Here is a 14,039-nt window from a genome sequence, read left to right as displayed (position 1 = left end):
CGGCGGCGTCATGAGCCAGTGCTCGAAACAACTGACCAATGCCGTAGCCGTGACCGGTGCTCCGCGCATGCCGCGACGCGCCGTCGGACGCAGCGATCCGCAGCGCCGCCCCGGAATCAGCGAGGCCGGCGAAATGGGAATTTTCGCGCAGGCTGGCCAGTACGCCGCGGCCCGCGTCGGCAACGACAAACTCAAAGGCGCCATCGCTCGCGCCATAGGCGACGAGGCCGCTCTCCGGCCGCCCGCTATGCTCGAAGACATTGTCTTGCAATTCGCCGAGCGCCCCTATCAGCGCTACCGCCAGTCCCCGAGGAAGACCCACTGCAACAGCCGAATTCTCGGCATGTTTAGCCCACTGATCCCAAACCAATCCGTCGGATCCATGGTCGTCGAGGTCAAAACGCGACAATGGAAACGCGCCAGCGCGGTCACGGACACCCGCGCCGCTGATTACGCCATCGCTCAACGCGCCGACAATCTGGTGGAACACCGGGGGTTCAACCGCTATCGCGCGGTAGGCATCGGGCGACGTGGCTGCTGCGATCGCCAACTCGACCAGCGGCCCTATCCTGCCCGATCGGCAAAGCGTTACCTGCCCGAGTTTGGGCAGCCGACCGGCCACTGCTTGCCAAAGCAGATCATCGACCGCCTCGAAGTCCGCGGCGACCTGTATTGGCGCGCCTTTGTTCAAATCTTTCCCCCACCGCGCCGACCGGCGCACGGACCTCGTTGTGCAACCGCCTCTTTTAGCACAGCGGCGGACAACTACTCAGCCCCTGGTTGCAGCTATACCCATAAAAGTCTCGAACAAGGCGGCGATTCGCGCGCGCTAATCGGGAGGAGATGATCATTAGTCTCGATCTTCCCAGTAACGCACGTGCACTGCCATCTTCTACGGCGGATGCTTTGCGCGACCTCGCGACAGACAGCCGAGCGATTCAGCCGCTCGACGCACCCGCATTCCTGCGCCTGTTTCAACTTCGGGGCGCCCAGATCATGTGGTTCTTGGGAGCGGGCGCATCGCGCTCGGCTGGCATCAAGACCGCCGGTGATATGATCTGGGATTTCAAGCAGCGGCTCTACCGCTCGCAAAAGAAACTACCGCCGTCGGCCATCACCGATATCGGTGAGCCGGCCGTGCAACGAAAGCTTCAGGCCCATTTCGACGGGCTGGGCGGATTTCCACCTGCCGGCTCGGAAACGGAATACTCGGCCTATTTCGAAGCGACTTACCACGCGCCGCGCGATCGGCGCGCATATCTCGACGAACTCATAGCACGCGGCAAGCCGTCGTTCGGCCATCATGCGCTAGCGCTGCTTATGGCCGAAGACCTCTGCCGGATCGTCTGGACCACCAATTTCGACCGCACAATCGAGGACGCCGCCGCCGAGCGATTCGCCGGCACCGGACGTCTGATAATCGCCGATCTAAAGGATCCCGAGAAAATCCGTCGTGCCGCCGATGAGAACCGCTGGCCGGTCTACGGCAAGCTTCACGGTGACTATCATTCGGACGCGCTCAAAAACACCGACGAGGAACTTCGCCAGCAGGACGCGGAAATGCGGCGCAGTCTGGTCGACGCGTGCGGCCGGGCCGGCCTGGCCGTCATCGGCTATAGCGGTCGCGACGCCTCGATCATGGAGGCGCTCACGGAAGCCCTCGATGCAGGTCGCGGCTTTCCAGGCGGGCTCTTCTGGTTCACGCGCAGCCAAGATGCGCCGTATCCAGCCGTAACGGAGCTGATCGCCCGAGCGCGAGCGCTCGGCATCGACGCTCACCTTGTCGAGTCTGAATCTTTCGATGAGCTTTTTTCGGATCTTCTGCGCTTTTTACCGCAAACCGCCGACAGGCTGGCTGGACTTGCCGGCGCGGCCCGACCTCGCCTGTCGACCGCAAAGCCGCGACCGATCGGCGGCGCGGTGCCTGCAGTCCGAACGAACGCCTTGGCCGTCACATCACGGCCGGCTCTCTGTAGAATCGTTGACTGCAAGATTGGCGGCGACAAGGAAATCGAGGAAGCGATCGCCAAAGCCGGTGTCGACATCATCGCGCATCGAGTTCGAGACGGCGTCCTCGCGTTCGGACGTGACGCCGACGTTCGCAAAGTCTTCGAACCCTATGAGATCAAGGCGTTCGACCAACATCCGCTGTCCTCGCGACGCCTCGTCAAGGAGGGCGGCGAGCGGGCGTTGGTGCGCGACGCACTTTTCCGCGCCATCGCGACACGGCCTGGCCTCGCTCACGAGCGCCACCGCAGTCGCGTCCGGCTGGTGCCGATCCCGGGAGCCGTTCCGGCTTCGGTCTTCAACAATAACAAGGCCAAGCCGGTCGACCGCGTGAGCGGTGTGGTGCCGCAAACGGACATAAGCTGGAGCGAAGCCTGCAGCCTCCGGGTAGATTATCGCCTGGACCAGCTCTGGCTCCTCATCGAGCCCACGCTGAGCGTCGGGCTCAACGACGAGACGCCTGAAGACCTGGTCGAATTGACACGGGAGTTTGTCCGCGAGCGCCGGGCGCGTCGGCACAATCGCCTCGCCAACGCTATGCTCGACGGCTGGATCAGCCTTATTGTCGGGCGCCAACCGAGCGTGCGTCTCAGGACCTTCAACATCGCAGACGGCATCGACGCCGAATTCGAGATCCTGCGGACCTCTGCCTTCAGCGGGATCGCCAAGCCATGAGCGCCGCGGTGCAACCTTTTCGCCTTCCCGGCCACATCGTGCTGCCCGAGCCAAAACTCCGCTTCGGATCGGACAATGCGCATGACGTCGATATCCACCCCATGGAGGGGCTGATCCGGTTTGGGCCTTATAGTCAGGGAAAGCTGTCTCCGGTCGCAAATCCGATCCGTATCGGCATCATCGTGCCGGCAGATCTCGAGGACGCGTTGATCCGGCAGATGCGGGAACTGGATCAGTCCCATCAGCCGCGTGAGCGGAAGCAGTATCTACCGTCCTTCCCCGGCTTCGAGGAAGTGTTCGGCGTTCGGTTGGCGCGCGGAGGTTCAGCCAGCCGTATTGTTCTGTCTCGAGACCTGGATCAGCAGATCGAATCCGCTGAGGCGCCCCACGTCGTTTTAGCTGACGCATTGACGCGCGCGCTTTTCGCGCTTCGCAACGCGCGCGACAGCTTCGACGTGGTGGTCATTCTGCTCAAGGAAGCCTGGTCGCCCGCGTTTCGCGGTCCCGCCGGCGAAGACTTCGATCTCCATGATTACGTGAAGGCTTATGCTGCGTCCGAAGGGATCTGCGTCCAGTTTCTGCGCGAAAACAGCGCGTTGAACTATCGGTGCCGGTGCAGCGTCGCTTGGCGGCTCGGGATCGCGCTCTACACGAAAGCCGGCGGAACGCCCTGGGTGCTCGCCGACGTCGACCCCGAGACGGCCTTTATCGGCATCGACTATGCGCTACGCGCCGGCGACGATGCCGCCCAGCGCTTTGCTATCTGTTGCAGCCAGGTTTTCGACGCCGAAGGATCAGGCCTCGAATTCGTGGCCTATGAGGCCGACGGCGTCCATATGTTCGGCAAGAACCCTTATCTCCGCCGCGATCAGATGTTGAAGGTGATGGCGCGCAGCCTTGCTATTTATCAGCGGAAGCATTCCGGAGATTCGCCGCGGCGCGTGGTGGTGCACAAGAACACCGAGTTTCGAACTGACGAGATCGAAGGGGTCTTTGACGCGCTGCCCAACGCTAACTCGATCGAGCTTGTGCACGTACAACAGAGCTGTGGTTGGCGCGGCGTGTATATCGCCGGCCCGCAACAACCTCACGGATATCCCTGTCGCCGCGGCACGACCTTTCAGCTCGGCACCAATGAAGCGCTGCTGTGGACGCAGGGAAATCTGCCGGATGTCGCGAACGGGCGGGATTATTTCAAAGAGGGCAAAGGCACACCCGAGCCCCTGTTGCTGGTCCGTCACGCAGGTCTCGGCAGCATCGACGATCTTTGCCGCGAAACGCTCGCGCTTACGAAGATGGATTGGAACAACGATGGCCCCTACGACCGACTGCCGGTGACGCTGAATTTCGCGGGCACGCTCGCAACCATCGTCAAGCGGATGCCCAAACTACAGCCACAATCCTACCCGGTGCGGCTCTTCATGTAGCCGCGCTTGCGTCGGCTCGCCGGAAAGAGCCACCTGTTCGGCTAGATTAGGGGCGCGCCCTTATCGAGCAGACCGTCGAGAAAGTCGTCCCGCGAGCCGGTCCGTCCCGCGAGCGTTGCGAGGATCAGCGTCTCGACCACCAGGCGGGCCAACGCCCGCGCCATGACCCGCTCTTTTGTCGAGATCGCCGTCATGGAGCGCCCGTGCAGGAAGGCGCTCCGCACGTCGAAGAGTTGCTCATACTGGTCGGCGAAGCATCGATTGCCCAGCAGGGCGGCCACCCGTCCACGCATTCTATTTGTGGCGCGCATCCCTTTGTGGCGATCTGGAGCGACGCGAAAGCTCTTTTGGTAGTCCGCGCGCAACCCGAGCGCCGCCTCGATCGTCGTTATGTGCGCAAGGAATTCGTCCACGCCATCGGCCAGGAACGCGCGGACGAGGAAGTGCGCGATCGGCGTCTCGAACAAAACCGACCGCTTGGCCTGTTCGACGGTCACCCACCGGCTCTGGTCCCAGACAGTCAGCTCGGTCTTGGCTACCTCCTCCAAATGCAGCTCGACGGGGCGCTCTTCCTCGTATGTCCCGCCATAGCCGTCGTCGTAGACTCGGTCCTCCCAGCTCAGAGTGTCGGGTGACGGCGGCGAAGCCGGACGAACGAAGATGTCGCTGTCGATCGTGTAGACCCATGGCACACGAAAGCCGCGCCAATCGACTTCCTGCATGGTCGACCAACTTTCCCAAGGGGCCAGCAGGAGGAAGAACAACGCATCTTCCACGATGGCCGGAAACCGCCCCTTGTGCGGTTCGATTCGCCCCAGGTCCTGGCTCAGATCCATGAACAGGACCGGGACCGCGCGCTTCTCCGGTTCCTGCTCCAACGCCACGGACTCCTCGACGATGAGCCAGTGGAATTCGTGAAAGCGCTCGGCATCGAAATCCTGACGCGGATAAAACCGCCTCAGCCTGGCCGCATCGATCAAGTTACGCAGTTCGTCCGCACTCAACCGGCACACTCTGGCCGGACCGAGTGCGAGTGGCGGCAGGTCGGCAGCAAGATCGAGCGGCGCGAGGTGAATGCGCCTAGCGTGAGTGGCGCGCAGCGCCGCATCGAGTCCCTTCGCCGCCTCCTCCACAGACAAGGCAAGATCGGCCGCTGCCTTCTGCAGGTGACAGGGAAGGCCCAGAGCTCGCAATGCCGTCGAGAGGGCGAAGTTCGGCCCCTTCTTGCCGGCATTCGGATAGCAGTCGCGGCAAGTCTCGCGCAGCCGCATGAAATCGGGATGCGCGAGAATATTGTCGGGCCCTGGTGGACGTAGCCGCCACAACTCCGTCATCGCCAGGAGCATCGCGGTGCTCGGCCCCCTCTCGCTCATCGGGACACCCGCAACCCCACCGTCAACACCCGTCTCATGCGCCGGTCCTTCCCGCCGCCTGCTCGGCCGCATTGTTCGCGTTCACATCCAAAACCTCACCACGGCTGCCGACGAGCGCGATTTCGATGCCGGCCAAGGCGCAGCGCGCCGCAAGGCGCTCGGCAAGGCGCAAGGTGCCGTCCGTCAGCGGGACCACGGCAACCTGACGCCCCTGCGATGGCGTCGCCATCAGCATTCCGACCGTCTCGCAAAGGCTGCGGTAAAGCCGAGATACCTGGCCCGGATGCCGCGTGTTGATGATGCCGCCTTTGCACTCAGCCGAGATGACCTGGTCGCCGACATCTGCGACGACATCGCCGAGGCCGGACTTGGGATTGACGGTGATCGTCTGGCCCTCAGGGTTGCGATAGACCCCGCCATAGGCGGTGGTCCCGAGGTTCGAGACCTTGGCGAACCCTCGCCGCCCTAGCCAGCCCGCGAAGTCGAACTGTTTTCCGTGCTCACCGTCGGGATGGACGCGGACGTCCCGCGCGCCCTGCGTGCGAAGCAGATGCATGGCATATGCGACCATGACGGCGCCCTCGTAGAGATGATGTTCATGAGGGCCGTCCGACTTGCCGACACGGTTCGGCGGCGGCTCCAGCGCCGTCACGGGATCCTCGAAATCCAATCCAGCCTCCCGTTCGGTCCGCAGGCGCACCGCGTGCCGCCATTGACAGCAGCTTATAACCGTCCATATATGCCCGGTAAAGGAGGGCCTGTCATGTTTACCTATAGCCCCGATAAATTTGCATCGCTCTATGCGTCCGAACTTGGCCAGCGCATCTGGGCCTTTCTCACCCAGCCCGAGAACGTCGCCCGCCTCGAGACCGCCTCTGAACTCGGCAAGCCCGCGGTTGAAGGCATCGAGGAACAGCTACTGGCGGAGTTTCGCGAAGAGATCCTGGCCGACCGCGTGAAGCAGATGGTCGGCCATATGGTGCGACAGATTCTGGAGCAGCGCGATTGGGTGCTCGAACAGACGGACGTGAAGGTACAGTCCGTTCCTTTCAGCAAGGCGGCGCGCTATCGCCGGCCTGACTGGTTCACCTTCCATGCTTTCCGCAACACTAGCGATCCGCGTGATGTCGTCATCACCGATCGCCGGCAGAACCCGACGCTGCCCGCCGGCCAGCGCTGGACCTTCTATGCGACCTTCGCCAGCCCGCTCAAGGCGGCCGTGGCGTTCGGCGTGCACGATATCAAGCAGCTTCGTCAGCAGGTCCATTCCCATGGCTTCCACAGGGTGCAGGTCCCCCGAATGCTGCGCCGGGCATGAGACGAGCCGACGATGAGTGATCTTTTCGACGTCGACGGCGCCAATCTCGATCGCGGTTTCGAGAACCTGAAAGCCGCCGAGCATCCGGTCGAGCAGCAGCTTCACGCCATGCTGCAAGAGATGTGGGAGCGTTACGAACCCTATGCCGATCCCGACTTTCGGCAGGGGTTCGCGCGCGATGTCGATGGGCGCTTCTGGGAGATGTATCTGGGCTGCACCCTGCTCGATGCGGGCCGCACCCTGCTGCCCGTCGTCGAGCGCCAGCGCGAAGGCGGTCAGCCGGATCTCTGCGTCCTGGACGATGGCCGCCGAATCTGGATCGAGGCCATCACTCCCGATGAAGGCGCGCCAGGTCCCGACCAGATCGTGCGCCCGGTTCCCCTCAACGAGGGCGGCGGCGTGTTCGCCGCGCCGATCCGTCAGGCGCAGTTGCGCACGTCCGGGGCGTTCTGGACCAAGGCGCAGAGGATCGCGCGCTATCTCGAGCGGGGCGTGATCGCCCCGGAGGATACGCGGATCATTGCGATCAGTGCGAGCCGCTTCGGCGTCTATGTCTCCGAGCAGCCGTTGCCGTTGATCATGACCACGTTGTTTCCGATCGGAGACGCCTACATCACCATCGATCGCGAGAGCGGCGACGTGGTCGACGAAGGATTTCATCCGGCCCCCTTCATCAACCGCGAACGCAATCCGATCCCGCGCACGGCATTTCTCGACGAACGCTTCGCCGACATCTCGGGTGTGATCTGGTCGCGCGTCGGGCTCGGCAACCTCTCACGCCGATCCCGCCCGCTGACCTATGTCCACAACCCGTTGGCACAGATTCCGCTGGCGACAAACTGGGGCGTCTGGGATCGCGAGTTCGTCATTTCGCCGCGCGGCGACGCGTGGGAGGCCCACGACATCCTGGCCCAGGCTGCGGCGGAGGCATCATGACGATGCGGCCGCGTCGCCGCGCCCGGCGCTTGCCGACCCGTGAGGTAGACCATGGCCGTCGGCGATGAGCAGCGACTGATCACACCGATCAGCCAGCGGCAGTTCGAGCTCTATGCACTGTCGCTCGAACGCGGGCCAAATTTCGATCCTGCACAGATCTGCGGGAGCTATCAGGCGGAACCCGGCACCGCGAGCGGCTGCATCCTGCTTGATCCGGAGCGCGGGACCTTCACCACCCTAGCCTTGCGGCGGCGTGTCGATCATCGCTGGGTCCGCGTCGATGAAGGCGGCCCCTATCCCACGCCGGAGGCCGCGCTGGATCACCTCAGCCTCAGCATGCGCGCCGGCGAGCCGGCGGAGCCTTTGCCGCCGGGCGCGCGGCGGCGACAGCTTCTGCTGAAGACCGGCCCCCGCGGGACATCGCCGGAGTTCGGCCTGCTGACGAGCACGATCAGCCATTTCCCCGCGCTGATGGCGGTCGGCGAATGCTATCTGGCGCTTCCCAATCCAGACGCCAACTTCGTCACCGATCTGCAGACCAACAATTTCGCGTCCCGCCTCTTCGAACTCTACCTTCTCGCTTGCTTCCGCGAGCAAGGCCTGATCGTCCGTCAGGACCATGTCTCACCCGACTTCCTCATCGAAAACGACGGCGCCGCCTGCTGGGTCGAAGCAGTGACCGCGAACTCCGAGACGCCCCGCTCCGGCGGGATCGGGGACTGGGTGCATGCTCCGGTCGACCGGAACGCGCGCCTGACCGGCGCGCCCGCCGAGCGCTTCGCCAAGACGCTGCGCGGCAAGCTTCAGCGCAACTATCATGAGCTGGATCACGTGAAAGGTCGGCCCTTCGCGCTGGCGATCGCTGACTTCCATGAATCCGGCTCGATGGTATGGAGCCGCGAAGCCTTGCCGACTTATCTCTACGGCCTGCGGGCAGACATCGAAGGCGAAGGCGCGGGACGATGTGCGGTCGGCACGCCGATCACCAACCTTACGGGCAAGCACGGCATTCCGGCCGGACTGTTCCGCGACCCCGACTGCGCCGACCTCTCCGCCGTCATCTTCAGCAATGCGGCAACGCTCGCCAAATTCAACCGCATGGGCTTTCTCGCCGGATGGCGGCCGCCAGGCCTCACGATGACCCGCCGCGGCATTCTTTTCGATCGAACCCCGGGCGCGCTGGAGCCCATTGACTTCGATCTGTCAGTCGACAGCGCCGAGTACCAGGCGCTCTGGCCCTGGGGCGAAGCCTGGTGTCAGGAACTGGAGGTCTTTCACAACCCGCAGGCAACCCACCCCATTCCCTTCGATCTCATCCCCGGCGCGACACACTGGTTCGAGCGCGACGGCGAAGTCGAATGCAGCACCATCTGGGCGAACTCGGTCATCTCATCGATCACCCACCTGCGCATGGCCGGCGAGCCCGAGAAGACGGCCGCCGCGCTGGGCGAAGGTGAGCAGCCATGACCCGCCTACCGGACCTGCGCCGGCGGCGTCGCTCATCAGAGGAGAACCGCTAAGCATGGCGACCGAACCATCCGACCGGACGATCGTCCTCCACCTCTTGCGCGGCGCTGTGCCCGAGCGCGCCGACGAGATCAGCGGTCTCTGGAGCAAATACGGCCACGCCGTCGAAGTTACGCCGAGCACCAAGGGCGTCACGATGAATGCGGACGCCAGCCGCATCAAGTTCGACACCAAGACGATCGACTTCTTCTGGCTGCTCGGCTTCAGCGTATGGCGCGCGATCGAGGTCTATTCGCCCGCGTTGCTGCTCGCGACGGCGACCGCGACGCCACTCGACCAGGCGCTGGGCGTCGACGCCGAACGAGGGCAATACGAGTTCGACTACAGGCAGCGGATCGCCAGCGCCCAGTCGCTCATTGCGGCCGAGCAGACCGCGGACATCGTCTGGCCGGCGGACGTTCCCCAGCCGACCGCGGACCGCGGCGGCTTGAGAGACGATCAGCACAAGGCCGTCTTCGATCTCGTCGCATTCGCCCTTGCCTTCGCGCTGCTGCACGAATTCCGGCACGTCATGTTCTACGCCGACAGCAGCGCGCCTTCGACATTGCCCGAAGAGGAAATCGCCTGCGACACGTGGGCCCGCGAGTTCATGACGACCGGCCTCGCCGCCTACGCGACGGCGCACGGACATAGCTACGCGCAGGTCCAGCAAAAGCGTGCGATGGGAATAGCGCTGGGCGCCGTGATCATCCATGCGATGACGCCGACCCACGCGCATTGGGGCAGTCGGCAATATCCGCCCATCGCCGAACGGCTGACGGCGATGATCAGCGGCTACAGCCTGCCGGCGGGTTCGTCCTTTTGGCCATTCACGGCCTGCCTGTTGATTGCGCTCATGCGGCAGGAGAACCGGCCGCTCGATATCGTCGCGAACTCAAACCAGGAAATGGTCGAGATCTTGCTCGACCGGCTCCGGTAACCCCGCAGGGAGCGCGCCGTGCCGGTCTATTTCCTTGGCGAAGACGAAAATGGATGTTCCCCGGTCAAGATCGGGGTTGCGAAGAATATCGAAGCGCGCAAGCGCGACCTCCAGACCGGCAACCCTCTCAAACTGCGGCTGCTCGGGTGGATCGAAACGGCCGACGCCTTTCAGCTTGAGCGACATCTCCACCAGCATTTTGGCGCGACTCATGTGCGCGGAGAATGGTTCGGCATCGAGCCGGCAGACGTCCGGCCCATTCTCATGCGCGCCGGCCGCGATGGATTTGTAGCCAAGAACGCCAACGCCTTTCAGATCACCGGCTATGATCGCGATGCTGTTCCAGAATATCTTGGCGTGTGGGAATGGGCAGATCTTGAGATCGACGAATGCTGCCCCTTTTGTGGATGCCTCTGCGGCATGCATTTCCAGGACACTTCGCAAATGTACTACTGCATCCGCTGCGACACGCTGACCGACTTTTCGGAGTTCGATCCCCGCCGCGAAGAACCGGACTATTGAGCCATGGCGGCCTTCGACAATGAGGCAGCGGCGCGCGGCGTGAGCGAGCAGTGGCTCGAGGCGCGTGCGCCTGGCTTCAGAAGCTTCCCGATGCTGACCGCCGCGCCATCTTCGACTTCGCTTTCCTGTGGAGCCTCTTCGAAGCCCAAGTCATGGGCAATTTCGCCCGCGCCGATCGTATCCGCCAGAAGGTGGACGCTTGGGCGCAGGCGGGAATGCTCGAGGCTGAACTCGGCTATTTCCGGAACCGCTATTTCGCCGACGGCGCGCTGACGCACCATTTTCCGTTTCTAGCGCTTCGGCCATCGGATCACCCCGAACTCGTCCAAGCCGTAATCGAGGGCGCCAACGACGATCCTCGCGACCGAATGCTCGCGCTGCTGATGATCGTCTGGGCGCTTGCGCAACAACCTCTTCCACGGCGCCAAATGGGCCTACGGGCTTCGCGACCAGCGCGAGAATTTCACCCATGCGAACAACGTCCTGATGCGGCTGCTCGAACGGCACGGCCAGCTCGGCTGACGAACCTGGCAAGACGAACGCACGCCAATCCCGGTTCTCGCAAAAGCGGCTCTACTAGTGCGGAGACAGTCTTTCCCCAGCTTCACGAACGCAAACGTTACCGCGCTTAACGGAATGCCTGCTGCATCAGCGCTGGGATCAAGTGATCAAGTTCAGCTGCGACCTCAACCTGACCCGCCTGAACAGCGCCGGCCTTTTGTTGAAGCTCGTCGAACCAGACCTGCGCATCCAACGATGGCAATGGAACCTCGATAGCCGCCAGCTTCTTCTGATTGAGGGTCCTGTTTCGATCTGCACTGCCTGGCGAAGCCGCTTGCACTTGGGCGAGTCCCGCGTCGCTCTGGAGAAAATACCACAGGAAGTTTGGTGTCGCCCTTTTACTATCGACTACGGAAGTGAGGTAGCGGTGAGAGCCAACCTTTCCGTGGTGCTCCGGTTTCGCCACCGCAAAAGCCCCCTCCCACGCCTTGATATTACTGAAGACAATATCTCCGCAGTGAATTCGGAAGAGCTTTTGCCATGTTAATTCGCCGCCAATGAGGTCCGGCTTCTTGAAAAGTCCTTTGCCGAACGACCGAACGCCGAGCTCTGCATAAACGCCATTCGATTCAAGGTCGACAGGTCGACGGACTATCGGTGCGATGTCCCCCATGGCGACGTGGGGAGCGCGAACAACAGCTTTGCGAAACGCTGAGTTGAGCGTCGCTCTGAGTTCTGACTGCGTGGCGCGTGCTACTTGCCGCAAACCGGCGATCTGCCTAGCGGCACCATCAAGTCTATCAACAACCTGCCGTTGCTCCTCGATTGACGGAAGCTCGACCACGATGGCTGCCAATTTGTCGGTCCCAAGCGTTCGATTCCGACCTGCGCCGCCAGGCGAGGCGAGCTGCAACTGTTTCAGGCCGCGTTCCTGGATAAAGTACCAATAAAGATAACGCGCTAGGGCAATTTGAGGATTGGTGACACAGGTCAAGAACCGGTGGGAACCGATTGTCCCACGTTCTTCCTCACCTGCAACAGCGATTGCCCCTTCCCAAGCGAAGACGATATTAAACAGCAGATCGCCAGGTTCGATTGCGAAGACTTTCTTGTCTCCGATCACCAGGCTCGTCGAAGGCGGCTTGTGAAAGATGCCCTTTCCGAATGACCTGACGCCAATCTCTTGGTAGATTTGATCTGGTTCGACCTGCACCGGCCGACGGACAAGCGGAGCGACTTCCGCCATCGAATAGGCAACACAAGCCATGCTTAAGCCCGTTCCGACAATAGTAGCCTGAGCTCATCAAGCGCGCTCAGCACTTGCTTCTCCTTAGCGATAGCGCTTTCGACGATCTGCTCAGGCGGACGATGATCGACTACATCTTTGGCGTGCGGATTTTGGATATCGAGATTTACAGTGATGACGCGGCCCTGTTCATCGCGCTTGATCAGGTCGGGACCGAAGACCTTCCACGCCCGCGGCCCTTCTTCACGCGCCGACCACCAAGCGAGACAATCGGCGAGCTCCTTAAACTGTAGCGGCTGGGTCTTGGAATACTTCCGCCGGCCCTCCGGCAAAGGTTGCTCCCAATACCAGATGTCATGCGTCGGACCTGACGTATCGAAGAAAATGATGTTGGTTGCGATGTCAGTGTAGGGCGCGAACGATCCTTCGGGCAGCCGGATGACGGTGTGAACATTGAACTGTTCCAGAAGGTCGGCTTTGATCCGTGCGGCAATGCCGTCGCCGAAGAGGATTCCATGCGGCACGACGACGCCTGCGCGACCAAGTCCGCCACGCTTGAGCCGCCGCATGATGAGCTGCAAAAAGAGCAGCGCGGTTTCGGCGGTTCGACGATCTTCCGGGAAATTCGTGAGGATCCCAGCTTCTTCTTCACCGCCGAATGGCGGATTGGTTAGGATGACTTCGACCCGGTCTCTCTCGCCAATCTCGGTCAGCTTGAACCGCAATGCGTTGCCGAATTCGATGTCGGGCGCCTCGATCCCGTGCAGCAGCAGGTTCATCTGCGCAAGCAGGAACGGAAGCGAGGAATCCTCGCCGCCACGTAGAGTTTTGCGCTGAAGGATTTCGCGTTTCTCGACCGTGCCGGCTTGCGGTCTCATATGGTCGAATGCAGCAGCCAAAAACCCGCCCGTGCCGCAGGCGGGATCCAGCACGACTTCGCCGAGCTTGGGGTTGATCACCTCGACCATGAGGCGCACCACGGGACGCGGCGTATAGAACTCTCCGTTCTGACCCGCGGCGTCCCGCATTTCCCGCAACAGAGTTTCGTACATCCGACCGAGGGTCTGAATGTCCTCGGTGCTGTCGAAATGGATGTCATTGATCAGGTTGATGACGTCCCGCAGCACATACCCGCTTGTCGCGTAATTCCTAAGATCGCGAAACACCGCGGAGACCACGTCGCGCCGCTGCCGGCCGGCGCCATTGCCGCGCAGACCTCGTAGGAAGGCGAACAAACCCGGGCCCTGAGTGCCGTCCGCGCGAACGGCCTGGTCGCCGTTGATAAACGAAAGCAGGTCCGGCCCGGTAATGCCCGCCGGATCGGCCGCCCAGTCTCGCCAGCGGTAAGGTGCATCGATCAGGAGTTGGTACGGTTCGTTGGCGAGCACCGCCTCGTCCTCGTGGACGCGCTCCATGTCGTCGACGAATTTCAGGAACATCAGCCAAGTGAGCGTCGGCAGCCGCGTGAGGTCCGTCTTCAGCTCCCGGTCCTTGCGCATTTTGTTGCGCGCGGATTTGATAAGGCTGTCGAGCCGCTGCGCCGTTGTTTTTGCCGGCTTGATTTTTTTCTCAGAGAGCATTCACAAGT

At 62.4% G+C, this 14,039-nt stretch carries 14 protein-coding genes; 9 read left to right on the top strand and 5 right to left on the bottom strand.

The window, feature by feature from the left end; translation table 11 throughout:
* The first annotated feature begins 10 nt into the window (after positions 1 to 10).
* Genes ABIB00_RS20195 through ABIB00_RS20185 form a run of 3 tightly spaced genes read left to right on the top strand, consistent with a single transcriptional unit; the run spans position 11 to position 4,109 of the window.
* The gene (locus ABIB00_RS20195) at positions 11 to 847 is read left to right on the top strand and encodes a hypothetical protein (RefSeq protein WP_354105575.1); all 837 of its coding nucleotides are present in this window, start codon (positions 11 to 13) and stop codon (positions 845 to 847) included.
* Positions 844 to 2,682: an SIR2 family NAD-dependent protein deacylase gene (locus ABIB00_RS20190; RefSeq protein WP_354105574.1), complete on the top strand. Its 1,839-nt coding sequence runs from the start codon at positions 844 to 846 to the stop codon at positions 2,680 to 2,682. Before ABIB00_RS20195 ends, ABIB00_RS20190 begins: the two co-directional genes overlap by 4 nt.
* Positions 2,679 to 4,109, top strand: a complete 1,431-nt coding sequence (locus tag ABIB00_RS20185) for an argonaute/piwi family protein (RefSeq protein ID WP_354105573.1) — start codon at positions 2,679 to 2,681, stop codon at positions 4,107 to 4,109. The genes ABIB00_RS20190 and ABIB00_RS20185 overlap by 4 nt, the downstream gene beginning before the upstream one ends.
* Positions 4,110 to 4,150: 41 nt before the next feature.
* On the opposite strand, the gene ABIB00_RS20180 is transcribed toward ABIB00_RS20185, so the two are convergent.
* The gene (locus ABIB00_RS20180) at positions 4,151 to 5,455 is read right to left on the bottom strand and encodes a hypothetical protein (protein ID WP_354105572.1); all 1,305 of its coding nucleotides are present in this window, start codon (positions 5,453 to 5,455) and stop codon (positions 4,151 to 4,153) included.
* Positions 5,456 to 5,516: 61 nt separating this feature from the next.
* The gene (locus ABIB00_RS20175; RefSeq protein ID WP_354105571.1) at positions 5,517 to 6,152 is read right to left on the bottom strand and encodes a hypothetical protein; all 636 of its coding nucleotides are present in this window, start codon (positions 6,150 to 6,152) and stop codon (positions 5,517 to 5,519) included.
* 93 nt (positions 6,153 to 6,245) lie between these two features.
* On the opposite strand from ABIB00_RS20175, the gene ABIB00_RS20170 reads away from it, so the two are divergent.
* The 5 genes from ABIB00_RS20170 to ABIB00_RS20150 are packed head-to-tail and all read left to right on the top strand — an operon-like array spanning position 6,246 to position 10,704.
* Positions 6,246 to 6,800 carry a hypothetical protein gene (locus tag ABIB00_RS20170; RefSeq protein ID WP_354105570.1) on the top strand — a complete coding sequence of 185 codons (555 nt, stop codon included), beginning with the start codon at positions 6,246 to 6,248 and terminating at the stop codon, positions 6,798 to 6,800.
* 12 nt (positions 6,801 to 6,812) lie between these two features.
* Complete coding sequence (locus ABIB00_RS20165) at positions 6,813 to 7,736, top strand: hypothetical protein (protein ID WP_354105569.1); 924 nt, start codon at positions 6,813 to 6,815, stop codon at positions 7,734 to 7,736.
* 51 nt (positions 7,737 to 7,787) lie between these two features.
* On the top strand, positions 7,788 to 9,203 hold the full coding sequence (locus ABIB00_RS20160; protein ID WP_354105568.1) for a hypothetical protein: 1,416 nt from the start codon (positions 7,788 to 7,790) through the stop codon (positions 9,201 to 9,203).
* Positions 9,204 to 9,258: 55 nt separating this feature from the next.
* The gene (locus ABIB00_RS20155; RefSeq protein WP_354105567.1) at positions 9,259 to 10,182 is read left to right on the top strand and encodes a phage exclusion protein Lit family protein; all 924 of its coding nucleotides are present in this window, start codon (positions 9,259 to 9,261) and stop codon (positions 10,180 to 10,182) included.
* Positions 10,183 to 10,200: 18 nt separating this feature from the next.
* On the top strand, positions 10,201 to 10,704 hold the full coding sequence (locus ABIB00_RS20150) for a GIY-YIG nuclease family protein (protein ID WP_354105566.1): 504 nt from the start codon (positions 10,201 to 10,203) through the stop codon (positions 10,702 to 10,704).
* On the opposite strand, the gene ABIB00_RS20145 is transcribed toward ABIB00_RS20150, so the two are convergent.
* Positions 10,698 to 10,985 (bottom strand): hypothetical protein, encoded by a 288-nt coding sequence (locus tag ABIB00_RS20145; RefSeq protein WP_354105565.1) that lies wholly within the window; start codon positions 10,983 to 10,985, stop codon positions 10,698 to 10,700. The genes ABIB00_RS20150 and ABIB00_RS20145 overlap by 7 nt on opposite strands.
* Positions 10,986 to 11,103: 118 nt before the next feature.
* Between ABIB00_RS20145 and ABIB00_RS20140 the strand changes: the two genes are divergently transcribed.
* Complete coding sequence (locus tag ABIB00_RS20140) at positions 11,104 to 11,226, top strand: hypothetical protein (protein WP_354105564.1); 123 nt, start codon at positions 11,104 to 11,106, stop codon at positions 11,224 to 11,226.
* A gap of 106 nt (positions 11,227 to 11,332) precedes the next feature.
* Here ABIB00_RS20140 and ABIB00_RS20135 read toward each other — a convergent pair whose 3' ends face one another.
* Positions 11,333 to 12,472, bottom strand: a complete 1,140-nt coding sequence (locus ABIB00_RS20135; RefSeq protein WP_354105563.1) for a restriction endonuclease subunit S domain-containing protein — start codon at positions 12,470 to 12,472, stop codon at positions 11,333 to 11,335.
* A gap of 2 nt (positions 12,473 to 12,474) precedes the next feature.
* Positions 12,475 to 14,031 carry a class I SAM-dependent DNA methyltransferase gene (locus ABIB00_RS20130; protein WP_354105562.1) on the bottom strand — a complete coding sequence of 519 codons (1,557 nt, stop codon included), beginning with the start codon at positions 14,029 to 14,031 and terminating at the stop codon, positions 12,475 to 12,477.
* Positions 14,032 to 14,039: the final 8 nt, after the last annotated feature.

This window comes from Bradyrhizobium sp. LB14.3 (assembly GCF_040547985.1).
Lineage (GTDB): Bacteria > Pseudomonadota > Alphaproteobacteria > Rhizobiales > Xanthobacteraceae > Bradyrhizobium.
The sequence above is the reverse complement of the archived record's forward strand: the minus strand, read 5'-3'. Positions and strand labels throughout refer to the sequence as shown.

Coding starts and splice junctions, on each gene's coding strand:
- ABIB00_RS20195 (WP_354105575.1), top strand. CDS start 11: ATGAGCCAGTGCTCGAAACAACTGACCAATGCCGTAGCCGTGACCGGT.
- ABIB00_RS20190 (WP_354105574.1), top strand. CDS start 844: ATGATCATTAGTCTCGATCTTCCCAGTAACGCACGTGCACTGCCATCT.
- ABIB00_RS20185 (WP_354105573.1), top strand. CDS start 2,679: ATGAGCGCCGCGGTGCAACCTTTTCGCCTTCCCGGCCACATCGTGCTG.
- ABIB00_RS20180 (WP_354105572.1), bottom strand. CDS start 5,455: ATGCTCCTGGCGATGACGGAGTTGTGGCGGCTACGTCCACCAGGGCCC.
- ABIB00_RS20170 (WP_354105570.1), top strand. CDS start 6,246: ATGTTTACCTATAGCCCCGATAAATTTGCATCGCTCTATGCGTCCGAA.
- ABIB00_RS20165 (WP_354105569.1), top strand. CDS start 6,813: ATGAGTGATCTTTTCGACGTCGACGGCGCCAATCTCGATCGCGGTTTC.
- ABIB00_RS20160 (WP_354105568.1), top strand. CDS start 7,788: ATGGCCGTCGGCGATGAGCAGCGACTGATCACACCGATCAGCCAGCGG.
- ABIB00_RS20155 (WP_354105567.1), top strand. CDS start 9,259: ATGGCGACCGAACCATCCGACCGGACGATCGTCCTCCACCTCTTGCGC.
- ABIB00_RS20145 (WP_354105565.1), bottom strand. CDS start 10,985: ATGGTGCGTCAGCGCGCCGTCGGCGAAATAGCGGTTCCGGAAATAGCC.
- ABIB00_RS20135 (WP_354105563.1), bottom strand. CDS start 12,472: ATGGCTTGTGTTGCCTATTCGATGGCGGAAGTCGCTCCGCTTGTCCGT.
- ABIB00_RS20130 (WP_354105562.1), bottom strand. CDS start 14,031: ATGCTCTCTGAGAAAAAAATCAAGCCGGCAAAAACAACGGCGCAGCGG.